Source organism: Streptomyces stelliscabiei, from assembly GCF_014873495.1.
Lineage (GTDB): Bacteria > Actinomycetota > Actinomycetes > Streptomycetales > Streptomycetaceae > Streptomyces > Streptomyces bottropensis.
The window spans coordinates 1,590,406-1,602,182 of the sequence record NZ_JADBGF010000001.1 but is presented as its reverse complement, the minus strand read 5'-3'; the positions used below and the strand labels follow the sequence as shown (position 1 = coordinate 1,602,182).

The following is an 11,777-nucleotide window of genomic DNA, read 5'->3' as shown; positions in this document are numbered from 1 at the left end:
GCTCAGCTGCCCTGCTCGATCAGCTCGTCGGCCTTCTTCTGGGCCTCGTCGAGGGCGTCCTGGGCGCTCTTCTTGCCCTGCATGGCCAGCTGTATCTGGGCCGTGATGGCGTTCAGCTCACCGGGGGTGAGGGCGATCTCGTCGGCGGTGGAGGTCTTGCGGTCGCTCGCGACGATCTTGCGGGCCTCGGCGAACGGGTCGTCGCCCTTGACCGACTGGAAGAACGGGTCGTCCAGGGAGGCCGTGGTGGAGGGGAAGATGACGACGTTGGGGTCCTTGGCCCACTCCAGCTGGTTGCGCGCATCGGTCAGGAACCGCGCGAAGGACAGCGCGGTCGCCGCGTTCTTGCCGGTGGACGCGACGCCGATGTACTGCGGGGCGCCGACGGTGTGGCCCAGGTCGTCCAGCATGAAGCGGGCGACACCGGTCTTCTTGTAGACGCTGGGGTTGTTCTGCTGGATGAAGCGCAGGAAGTTGGGGTTCGTCGGGCCGTAGACCAGCTTGCCCTGGCCGTAGACGTTGGCCGGGTCCTGGGTGGAGGACAGGGAGTCCCGGGGCATGCCGCCGGCCTTGTACAGCTTGGTCATGGCCTCGACCCACCGCACGGTCTTCGGGTCGTCGGCGAAGGTGAACTTCTTGCCGTCGGGGGACAGGATCTCGATGCCCATCTGCTGCCAGTCGGCCGGGATGCGCAGCTGCGGGTTGGCGAGGAACGCGTAGTACTTGCCGTCCGAGACCTCGGCGATCTTCTGGGCGTCCTCGAACAGACCGAGCACGGTCGTCGGAGGTTCGGCCGGATCGAGGCCCGCCTTTTTCATCAGCTCGGTGTTGAAGGTCTGCACGATGCCGCCGGAGTACCAGGGCAGGACGCTGTGCACCTTCGTCCCCGTGGAGTCGGCGTACCTGCTCGACTTCCACAGGTTGGGCACGAACGGCTCGCCGGCGTCCGGGGCCTTCTTGTCCAGGTCGAGCAGGTAGCCGTTCTTGGTGAGCGCGATCGCCGTGTTCACGTTGATGTTCACCACGTCCGGCAGCGTGCAGCCCTGCGCGTCCGCGACCAGGCGCTGGGTGAACGTGGCGTCGCCCGGGTCGTCGACCCACTTCACGGTGGTGTCCGGGTGGGCCTTCTCGAAGGCCTTGATGACGCCGTTGAAGTAGTCGCCGAAGTCCTTCTTCAGGTTCGTCGTCTGGAAGGTGATCGTGCCCTTGACGTCACCGGTGAGCTTGCCGGAGCCGACGTTGCCCTTGTCCACCTTGCAGCCGCCGGCGGTGGCGTCCCCGCTGTCGGAGCCGCCGCCCGACAGGCCGCAGCCGGCGGCGGTGAGGGTGAGGGCGACGACGCCCACCACGCATCCGGTCAGTCGTCTCGCGCGCATGTTGCCTCCTGCGATCAGTCGGCTGCTGGTTTGAATCACCAACTTGGACTCCGTTTGATGAAAAGGTGGACCAGAATTCATCGGAGGTCAATGGGTGACCGTGTTGCTTTTCGGTTCCGGGACGAGGGCGACCCGTTACCGGCCCGCTCAGTGCCGGTGCTCGTGGTCGGGGTGGGCCGGGTCGCCCGGATGCTCGTGCCCCGGCGCGTACTCCACCCCGGCCCGCGCCCGGTCCAGCCAGTCGAAGAGGGCCTGCCGGCCGCTCGCCCGCCGCAGCTCCCCTGCGACGCCGTCGCGGACCTCGTCGTACGGCAGGAAGTCCTCCGGCCCCGCCCCGCCGTACGGGTCGACTCCGCGCCGCAGCGCGTCCGCGGTGAGGAAGCGGTCCGGATTGCGGTCGTAGTAGCCCCGCACGGTCTGCTCCGGCACCCTCTGCTCGGCCTCCAGCGCCGCCAGCAGGGTGCGCGCGGCGGGGGAGTGGGCGAGCGCCACCGCGATGATGCTGCCCAGGTCGGCGACCTCGGTCCCGGCCACCGCGAGCGCCGGCGCCGCGGCGGGCGGCGCGAGCCCCCGCGCGGCACAGGCCCGCCGGGCCAACTCGTCCGCCACGACGACCTGCGTCGCCCACCGCCGCCGCTGCCGCTCCGCCCGCGCCCGCCCCTGGGGCCCGCCCTCCCGGTCCCGCGCGGGGACGGCCTCCAGCACGGCGTCGACCCGGTCCCGGGAGACGGCCTCACCACCGACGAGCGCGGCGGGTCCGCCAGGCGGCGCGTGCCCGCCGTGTCCCGCTCCCGTGGGCCCGTCCGGGGGCGCGGGGACGTCGTGCGCCCGGTGCGCGCTCACGGCCCCACCTCCAGTGCGACCGCCTCCGAATACGCCACGCACCCGTGCCAGCCGGCCTTCACCATCAGCCAGTACGACCCCGGGGGCACCGCCGAGCCGTCCACCTCGACGAAGCGGTCCGCGTGCTCCCCGGGCGCCAGGGCGAAACCCTGCAGGCCCGGTCCGACGCCCGCCCAGGTGCCCCAGGACGAGACCGCCCACAGGGCGCCGCTCACCGGGCCCCGGGTCGTGTTGCGCACGCCCACCCGGACCCGCGCCCGCTCACCCCGGCGCACCTCGACCCGGTCCACGCCCAGTTCCATCACGACCCCCGGCCCGGTCCGCCCGTCGGGTTCGCCCGGTGCCGCCTGGCCGGGCACGTCGAGCGCGACCACGTCCTCGAAGGTCTGCCCGCCGTACGTCAGCCGGGCGGCGAGCGCGTAGCGGCCGGGCACCGGGTCCGGCGGGGGCGTCACGGTGACCTCGCCGAGCGAGAAACCGCCGGGGCCGAGCGCGTACGGCAGTTGGGCCGGCTCCACGCTCCAGCCGGGCGGCCCCGCCAGGGCCACCGCCCCCGACACGGGTGCGTCGGTCAGCTCGGTGGAGACACGGACCGTCGCGGTCACCGGCCCGTCGGCGCTCAGCGCGTGCGGCGAGAGGTGGACGGCCACGGGCATGTTCCCCCGGGGCGCCGGACCGGAGTTGTGCAGCCAGTACCGGGTGTGCACGGGCTGGGCGGGCTCCCGCGCGCCGACACCGGGCCCACCGGACCGCGTGGCCTGCGTGGCGCTGCCGGGCCGGGTCTCCTGGTCCGCGGCGACCGGCGTGGCCAGCACCGTGGCCACCTCGAACCCTGCCAGGTCCAGCTCCAACGCCCCGTCGGCGCCGGGGTCCAGAGCCTCGCCGGGCCGCTCCAGCACGTCCGCCCGGCCGCCCCCGGCCCACGCCCTCGGCCCCGTCACCCGCGCCCGCACCGGCCGCCCGTCCACCTCGTGCGCCCGTACGACGACCCCGCGCGCCGGGTCCGCGGGCGCCGTACCGCCCCGGGCCAGCGGCGACCCGGCCGGCTTCAACGCGTCCAGCAGCACCCGGCCTTCGGGTTCCAGGGCCAGCAGGGCCACGGTCCTCGGCAGGCCGTCCGGCGCTCCGGCGGGCTCCCGCAGCCGGGCCGTGAGCGGGTGGTCGGGCTCCCGCAGCCGCCCGGTGAACGGATGGTTGAAGGCGTGCCCCGCGCGCGGCCAGCCCAGGTCGCGCCAGTCGCCCTCGCCCGCGACGACCGCGTAGGCGAAGGTGTGCGACCAGCGCTGGAGCTGGAAGCCGGAGCCGTCGGGGGCGGTGCGGCGCGGCGGGTCGACCCAGATGCCGGAGGGCCAGCCCGTGCAGGAGCGCATCAACGACATGTACAGGTCGCCCGAGGTGGTGACGACACACCCCGGCGTGCCCCGGTTGAGGACCGCGAAGCCCCGCCCGTCCCAGGCGTCGCCCGGCGGCAGCGCCTCGCCGCCCCCGGCCGCCGTGGCCCGTACGGTCGCGTCGTCCAGGTCGGCGACGAGCGCGTCGACGGCCTTCGCGTCGTCCTCGGGGCGGGCCCCCGCCACCACCAGCAGCGGCAGCCGCTCCAGGTCGCGCAGATCGGCGCCCGGCACCCACTCCTCGCGCAGGGAGGCGCGGGGGGCCACCCACACCGACGCCAGGCCGTCCGCGGCCAGTTGCCGGCGCAGTTCGCGGGCGGCGGCCGGGTCCCAGCCGAGGGCCTCGGCGACCAGGGGGTTGCGCTCGGGTCCGCCGACCGCGATGCGGAGGTCCGGCAGGTTGGAGTCGACCTCCAGATCGCCGTAGCGGGGGCCGCCCGCGATCGTCGAGGTGGCCGTGACACCCGTGCGCACCAGGGCCGCCGCGAGCGGGGTGCCCAGTTCACCGGCGCTGTCCCAGTCGCCGAAGATCAGCTCGGCGACGCCGATGGACCGGTGGCCCAGCAGGGCGCCGGTGTCGTCGTGGACGGCGACCCGGGCCGTGGACCCCAGCCCGAACCAGGTGTTCGCGGGGTTGTCCAAAGTCCACGGGAACCGCTCGCTGTCCACGTCCACGAAGCCGAAACCGCGCCCGATCACCGCGTCCGCGACCTCGTGCACCGGCAGCCCGCCGCGCACGTCCGAGGGCCAGCGCACCCGGATCAGCCGGTCGGCGCCGTCGTAGCCGTCGACGGTCGTCGTCACGTCCAGCCGGTCGACGCCCGCCCAGAGCGTGAGCCGCTGGGTGTAGCGGAACAGGCCCAGGTCGGCGCGGACGGTGATGCGGGAGCCGGCCGCCGAGTGCTCGACATCGATGTCGGCCGGCACGTCCCGGCTGCGGGCGGCGGTGGTCCCGGTCGGCGTGAGGTGCCAGGGGCCCTCGCCGAAGCGCGGGTGCCTCGGGTACTCCTCCTGCACGACCAGCTCGTTGCCGATGTCCCCGGCGCGCAGCAGTTCCCGGCCGCGCTCGCCGTCGGGCCCCGCCTCGGAGAGCGCCCGCAGACCGCTGACGCCGCCGCCTCGCGCGGGGTCGACGGTCACCTCGTAGAACTCGTTGCGGATCGTCAAGCCCTCGCCGGGCGTCCAGCCGGCCACCGAACCCTCCGCCAACGCCAGCGCCTTGAGGCCCATGCCGGGCACCTCCGGCACGACGACCGTGAGTTCGCCGTCCTCGGTCACGGCCGGCAGCGGCAGTCCGGTGTGGTCCAGCGGGACGCGGCCGGGGTCGGCGACGGTCAGCACGTCCCGGCGCCGCCAGGTCGCGGGGTTGAGGACGACCAGGTCGGCGCCGTCGCCGGGAAGGGGCACGACGCGGTCGGCGAGAGCCTGGGTCGCGTCGGCGTGCACCTCTCCGGCCAGGTCGTACAGTTCCCGCCAGCCGGTGAGCAGGTCGATGTACACCTGGTCGGACTCGGAGCCGGTGATGGCGTCGTGGTGGGCACCGTAGACCAGCTGCCGCCACGCCTTGTCGAGGGCCGCGTCCGGGTAGGGGTGCCCGGTGATGAGGGAGGCGAGGGTCGCCCAGGCCTCGGCGTCGGCGAGCAGCGCCTCGCCGTACCGCTGGGCCTGCTTGGTGTCGATGTAGGAGACGTCCTTGCCGGTGTACACCGGGTTCATGTCCCGGGTCTGCGGGGACGCCGTGCGCCCCTCCCGCTCCAGCTCGGCCCGTACGGCGGCGAAGAAGTCCCGGGGGACGCCGCTGACGAACCGGGGCCAGACGTATCGCTCGTTCCAGTCCCGGTGGATGCCCATCACCCAGCGGCACGGCGGGGCGTAGTCGCCGCCGACCGGCAGCAGGACGTTCCGGGTGAGCGCGACCTTCTTCAGGCCCCGGAAGAGCTTGAGCGCGGCGGCCTCTGCCTCGGGGAGCGTGGGCGCGTTGTCGATGGCCCAGCCGGCGCCGTAGTGGTTGACCATGTACGCGGTGAGCAGGCCGCGCCCGCTCGGGGCGATCCAGCTGAACTCGGCCGGGAACTGCATCCGCTCCGGATCGCGCGGCTCCTCGCCGAACACCGACAGGGTCGGCCCCCACTGGTGGTACGGACCGCGCGCCCAGGAACTCGACGTGAGCCCCGCGTCCGCCATCAGCCCGGGGAACTGCGGGTCGTGCCCGAACGCGTCCAGCTGCCAGGCGGTCTCCGGCGCGGCCCCCATGATCCCGCGCTGGAAGCCGTCGCCGTACAGGGCGTTGCGTACGGTCGCCTCGGCGCCGGTGAGGTTGGTGTTGGGCTCGTTGTAGGTGCCGCCCATGATCTCGACGCGGCCGGTGCGGATCAGCTGCCGCAGGAAGGCCCGCTCCTCGGGGAAGGAGTCCCAGTAGGGCTTGAGGTAGTCCACCTCGGCGAGCACGAAGGTGTACGCGGGGTCGCGCCGGGCCAGGTCGCAGTGGGCCCGCACCAGGCTCATGCCGCTCTGCCCGCGCGAGTCGAAGGTCCGGGCGGGCAGGCCCGTGACGGCCGGGTCGTCGGCGACGTCCCAGGTCTCGGTGTAGGCGGCCTGGGTGTTCCACCAGACGGGGTCGTAGTGGAAGTGGCTGACCATGAACATGGTCCAGCCGGGCTCGGCGGCCGTGAACCCGGCCGTCCGCCGGGTGACCTCGTCCCCGTCGGCGGCGGTGACGGTGATCTCGCGGCGCTCGCCTGCCGCGAGGCCGTCGGTGGCCACGGGTATCTCGGCGCGTACGGTGCCGTCCTCGCCGACCATGACGACGGGCTCCCCGGGGGTGCGGACGTCGGGACCCTCCACGCTCAGCCGGACCGGCCGGCCCGGGGTGTGCTCGACCTCCACGGCGACCACCTGGAGCGGCTGGTCCTCCGTCCCGACGTAGAGCTCGGTCGACTCGGCAGAGATGACGCGCATGAGGCTCCTACGAGTGCTCGGCGGAGCCTCATCCTGGCAGCGCAGGGTGGTTCAATCAACCATGCGTCGGAATATTGGTTGATTCATCCATGCAGGGTCGGGCTGGTCGCGCTCCCCCCGACGGTTCAGCGAGGGCGCCGGGACTTCACGGCGTGTGCTCCCGCGATGTGGTCGGTCAGGGCCAGGGAGGCGCTCGCCCGTTGGTAGGAGAGCTGGCCGACACGGACGTACAGGCAGTCGATGAGCATGAGCACCGAGTGGCGGGCGCCGATGCTGCCGGTGCGGAAGCTGGTCTCCGAGGAGGAGGAGATCAGCCGGATGTCGGCGGCGCGGGCCAGCGGCGAGCGCGGGTCGGCCGTCAGTGCGATCGTGGTGGCGCCGCGCTCCCTGGCCAGCTCGAAGGGCTCGATGGCCTCACGGGTGGCGCCGGAGTGGGAGATGCCGATCGCCACGTCCGCGGGGGTGAGCAGGGCGGCGGAGGTGGTCGCGGCGTGCACCTCGGTCCAGCCGCGCACCGCGCACCCGATGCGGAACAGCCGGGTCTCCGTCTCCTGGGCGACCGCGCCGCTGCCGCCGACGCCGTACACGTCCACACGCCGGGCACGGGCCACGGCCTGCGCGGCGCGCTCGACGGAGTCCAGGTCGATCCGGTCGATGGTCTGCTGGATGGCCCGCAGGTCGGCGGTGCCGACCACCTGGACGACCCGCTCCAGGCTGTCGTCGGGGGAGATGTCCGGACCGATCTCCGCGCTGCCCCACTCGGAGGACTCGCCCCGGCCCCGCTCCTGGGCCAGCTCGATCAGCAGGTGCTGGTACGAGTCGAGGCCGATGGCCCGGCAGAACCGGGTCACGGTGGCCTGGGAGGTGCCGGTGCGGCGGCCCAGCTCCGCGGCCGAGCAGTGGGTGACGGCGGCCGGATCCTCCAGGATCAGCTCGCCGACCTTCCGCAGGGAGCCGGCCAGTCGGGGCAGCTCGGTGCGGATCAGGGTCGTGACATCGGTCGAGGGCATGCACAGAAGGTATCAGCCACCCGTTGGCGCGACGGCTGAATACCAGGACCGGACTTCGCGTCCGAGTGCGTGCGTGAACTGCGCCATTGCCCCGGATGCCGGGCCTGTGATTCAGTGATTCACTGAATGGTACGTATGGGGTGGTTCAATCCATCAGTGGGGAGTCCCAGGTGTCCGTCGAGTCCACGAACGAGTCCGCGCACGAGTCCGTGACCGAGCCCGAGCCCGTGGCCGAGTCCGTGACCGAGCCGGTGGGCGCCGACCGCTTCGCGCGCGAGGGCCTGGCCGTCCTGAACCGCCTCACCGAATCCGCCCGCGCCGGGGTGAGCGCCGCCGCCACGCTGATCGCCGACTGCGTCCGCGCGGACGGCGTCGTCCAGGCCTTCGGCACCGGCCACTCCCAGGCCATGGTCCTCGAACTCGCCGGTCGCGCCGGCGGCCTCGTGCCCACCAACCGGATCCAGATGGCCGACCTCGTCCTCTTCGGTGGCGACCACCCCAGCGGTCTCGACGACCCGCTCCTCGAACGCGAGCCCGGCATAGCGGTCCGCCTCTACGAACTGGCCGACCCCCGCCCCCAGGACCTCTTCGTCATCGTCTCCAACTCCGGCGTCAACAACGTCATCGTCGAGATGGCCCTGCACGCCAAGGAGCGCGGCCACCGCATCCTCGCCCTCACCTCCCTCGCCCACACCCACGCCGTCCCCGCCACCCACCCGAGCGGCAGGAAGCTCGCCGACCTCGCCGACGTCGTCCTCGACAACGCGGCTCCGCGCGGCGACGCCCTGCTGGAGCTGCCGGGCGGTGGCGCCGTCTGCGCCCTCTCCACCCTGACCGGCGTCATGCTCGTGCAGATGACGGTCGCCGAGGCGGCCGCCCAGCTCCTCGCCACCGGCGACCGCCCCCCGGTCTATGTCTCCGCCAACGTGCCCGGCGGTTTCGAGAGCAACCTGGAGCTGGAGCGGCGGTACGCCGGACGGATCCGGCGCACCGCCGGTTGATCACCCCCTAGGGCACCGGGACGGGCGTCAGCGCGACCGCCAGGGGATAGGCGCCGGTCGGCAGCGGCGCCCCGGCGGTGCCGGACGCGGTGTCGACGGGCACCAGCCGGTTCCCGTCGGCCGTCGTGACGTAGGCCGTGCCGCCGTCCCAGTCCAGGCCGACGTCGAAGGCGGACCTGCCGACGGTGATCTTCGCGCCGGGAGCACCGGTCACCGTGTCGACGGGCGTGATCTCGTCCCCGGTGCTGGGGCTCACCCACAGGGTCCGCCCGTCCGGTGACAGGCCGAGGCCGTACGCCTGACCGGAGACCAGGAACGTCGGCTCGGTGTCGTGGGTCGCCGTGTCGATCGGAGTGACGGTCGAGCCACCGGAGTTGGACACGTACACCCGCTTCCCGTCCGGCGCCGCCACGACGTTGAAGGGGCGCGGGCCGACGGGGATCGCCGCCCCGGCCTCATCGCTGTCGAGGCCGACCGGTGTGACGGTGTTGTCGTGGATGTTCGCCACGTACAGCGTCCGTCCGTCGGGGGTGATCGCCATGTTCTCCGGCCCCGCCCCGACCGCGACGGCCGCGCCCGCCTTCAGTGTGCCGGTGTCCACGGGCTGGACCGTGCCGTCCGTGTAGTTGGCGACCCACAGGGTGCCGCCGTCCGGTGTGAGCGCGAGCCCGGCCGGAACCCGGCCCACGCCGACCGTGGCGGTGACCTCGCCGCGCGCCACGTCGATGACGCTGACCGAGTTCGAACCCTGGTTCGCGGCGTAGGCGGTACGGCCGTCCGCGCTCACGACCACCTCGCCCGGGTTGTCGCCCACGGCGATGTCCGTGCTCCTCCCGGAGGACAGGTCGATCGAACTGACCGACGCCCCGCTGAAGTTGGCCGTCAGCGCTCTGGGCGCCCCCTCGCCGTCGGTGACCCGGACCGGGATCGCCCGGTCGAGGACGCCCGAGCCGGACACCACGACGGAGTGCACGCCCTCGGTGACCCCGCTCAGGGTGACGGTGACCGAGGCGCTGCCCCGGGCCGGGACCGCCACGGTGCCCCTGGCGGGAGAGGCGGTGAGTCCGTCGGGTACGGCCAGTTCCCAGGTGACGGTCCGTGTCTCGGCGGACGAGAAGCGGAGGGTCACGGACCCGGAGGCGCCGGGCCGCAGGGAGAGCGAGCCGGGGGCGAAGGAGGCGTCGACGCCGGGGTCGGGGGCGTACCGGAGCATCGCCGAGTAGAGGAACTGGTCCATCACCCCCGGCGACATCTGCTGCGGGATCGCGTCGAGCGCCTTGCGCTCACCGCGCAGCCGCTTCCAGTACGCCGACACGGCCTCGGTGTCACCACGCCTGCCCGCCAGCAGCAGATCCACGGCCGTCAGCCCGGCGGTGCCGTAGGAGCCGAGCTTGTCGAGCCAGGGCGAGGTCTCCGTCAGGAAGCCGGGGTTGGCCAGGCGCGAGCGCAGCTCGGCGGGCGTGGCGGCCATGCCGGTGAAGTAGGACCGCAGCGCGGCGGCCGCCCGGTCGAGGCCGCTGTCCTCCTCGTACGCGGTGCGGAACGCGGCGACGAGCCGGGTCAGCGTCGGGGACTCGGTGGGGTCGAGCTGGGAGGAGTAGGTGTTCTCGGCGAAGATCCGCAGCCATGCGGCGGCGCCCGGCCCCGCCAGATCCCGCACGGAGGCCATGAACGCGGCCCGAGGATCGTAGGAGTCCGGGTTCCACAGATACGCCGCGGACGTGAACAGCGCGAGCTTGCTCGCCTCCGCCTGCACCATGGGATTGGCGGTGACCCCGGCGGAGGCCCGGGCCACGCCGGGCTCCCGGCCGGTGTAGGGGCCGAGCAGGAGGCGGCTGGTGACGTAGTCGTTGACCGGGTAGTTGTCCCAGAGCAGGATCGGATGCCCGTAGACCTCGCGGGCCTGCCGCACCTGTGCGGCGGTGACGGTCGGGGCGATCACGCCCACGCCGGTCCACTCCACGACCACGCCCGGGTCCAACCGCTCGCGCAACGCCGTCTTGTACGGGCTGTCGGCGAGGTCGGAGTACTCGGTGGGGACCATCTCCAGCGGATCGAGCCCGGTACGGCCGGCGGAGAACTCCTCCCACACCCGGTTCAGCAGACGCGCCTGCGCGGTACCGGCCGCGCCGCCCCCGCTGCCGAACTCCTCCTGGTCCGCCGCGCAGTTCCACTTCGTGTAGCTGATGTCGTCCAGCGGGATCGCGAACGAGCGCACGCCGATGTCGTACAGCGAGGCGAACTTGCGGACCAGCGCGGTGATGTCGTCGGCGGAGGAGTAGCAGACCGACAGGCCGGGGGAGAGGGCGTAGGTGAAGCGGACGTGGTCGGCGCCGGCCCGGTCGACCAGCTCGCGCAACCGGTCCAGTCGGGCGTCCGGGTACGCGTCGCGCCAGCGCTCCCGCAGGTACGGGTCGTCCTTGGGGGAGTAGACGTACACGTTCTGCTTGGTGCGGCCGTAGAAGTCGAGCTGGCTCAGCCGTTCGGCGTGGGTCCACGGCGTGCCGTAGAAGCCCTCGACGACACCGCGCAGCTTCGCCGTGGGCCAGTCGCGGACCGTGACCTCGGGCAGCTGGCCGCCGGTGAGAAGCTGGCGGAGGGTCTGGGCGGCGTAGAAGGTGCCGGCGGTGTCGGTGCCGGAGAGGGCGAGCAGCCCGCGCCCGGCGTGGCGGCCGGAGGCCAGGACGTATCCCTCCGCGGGCAGCCCGGCCGGTGACCTGACGCCCAGCCGCCGCAACGCGCCCCGGGTGGCCGGGTTCTCGTCCGGCCCGCCGACGAACACGGTGAGCCCGGCGGCGGGTGGCCGCTCACCGGCCGGCACGGTGACGATCCGTGCGGCCCCGGCCGCCCGCAGCGCGGCCTCGACGACCCTGCGCGCGGAAGGATCGGTGCCGGGGCCGACGACCTCCACCACCCGGTCGGGAACGGCGAACCGGCGCCCGCCCGCCTCGATGTGCCGGGGCGTGGGCCACACCTCCGGGACCGCCCGGCGCTTCGACGCGGACGGAGAGGAGGGGGCGGACGAGGTGGCGGACGAGGTGGCGGCGGCCGACGGCAGCGAGGGGAGGCTGAGGCTCAGGGCCAGGAGCAGGACCCAGCGCAACCGCCGTGGTCCGTGGGGGCGTTCGGGGCGTGGGGGGAGCCAGGTGATTGAAGCCATCGAGAAAGGCTAGGGCTGCTGAATCATTCATTCAATAG

The 11,777-nt window shown here is 73.3% G+C and carries 6 protein-coding genes; 1 reads left to right on the top strand and 5 read right to left on the bottom strand.

The genetic code is table 11. The features are described from left to right. Positions 1-2: 2 nt before the first annotated feature. The 4 genes from H4687_RS06910 to H4687_RS06895 all read right to left on the bottom strand — a co-directional run bounded on the left by H4687_RS06910 (position 3) and on the right by H4687_RS06895 (position 7,578). Positions 3-1,376 (bottom strand): extracellular solute-binding protein, encoded by a 1,374-nt coding sequence (locus tag H4687_RS06910; protein ID WP_046915305.1) that lies wholly within the window; start codon positions 1,374-1,376, stop codon positions 3-5. A 147-nt stretch (positions 1,377-1,523) separates the two neighbouring features. Next, entirely contained in the window at positions 1,524-2,219 is a 696-nt protein-coding gene (locus tag H4687_RS06905; protein WP_046915304.1) for a hypothetical protein, read from the bottom strand. Next, positions 2,216-6,568: a glycoside hydrolase family 38 N-terminal domain-containing protein gene (locus tag H4687_RS06900; RefSeq protein ID WP_046915303.1), complete on the bottom strand. Its 4,353-nt coding sequence runs from the start codon at positions 6,566-6,568 to the stop codon at positions 2,216-2,218. Before H4687_RS06900 ends, H4687_RS06905 begins: the two co-directional genes overlap by 4 nt. A 125-nt stretch (positions 6,569-6,693) precedes the next feature. Further along, entirely contained in the window at positions 6,694-7,578 is an 885-nt protein-coding gene (locus H4687_RS06895; RefSeq protein ID WP_046915302.1) for a MurR/RpiR family transcriptional regulator, read from the bottom strand. A 227-nt stretch (positions 7,579-7,805) separates the two neighbouring features. On the opposite strand from H4687_RS06895, the gene H4687_RS06890 reads away from it, so the two are divergent. After that, complete coding sequence (locus H4687_RS06890; protein ID WP_179860318.1) at positions 7,806-8,579, top strand: sugar isomerase domain-containing protein; 774 nt, start codon at positions 7,806-7,808, stop codon at positions 8,577-8,579. A 7-nt stretch (positions 8,580-8,586) separates the two neighbouring features. Here the strand turns inward: H4687_RS06890 and H4687_RS06885 are convergent, their stop codons facing one another. Further along, positions 8,587-11,739, bottom strand: a complete 3,153-nt coding sequence (locus H4687_RS06885; RefSeq protein WP_078907109.1) for a beta-N-acetylglucosaminidase domain-containing protein — start codon at positions 11,737-11,739, stop codon at positions 8,587-8,589. Positions 11,740-11,777: the final 38 nt, after the last annotated feature.

What these genes read in the sequence shown, in the direction of transcription:
- H4687_RS06910 (WP_046915305.1), bottom strand. Translation starts at nt 1,376, where the DNA reads ATGCGCGCGAGACGACTGACCGGATGCGTGGTGGGCGTCGTCGCCCTC.
- H4687_RS06900 (WP_046915303.1), bottom strand. Translation starts at nt 6,568, where the DNA reads ATGCGCGTCATCTCTGCCGAGTCGACCGAGCTCTACGTCGGGACGGAG.
- H4687_RS06895 (WP_046915302.1), bottom strand. Translation starts at nt 7,578, where the DNA reads ATGCCCTCGACCGATGTCACGACCCTGATCCGCACCGAGCTGCCCCGA.
- H4687_RS06885 (WP_078907109.1), bottom strand. Translation starts at nt 11,739, where the DNA reads ATGGCTTCAATCACCTGGCTCCCCCCACGCCCCGAACGCCCCCACGGA.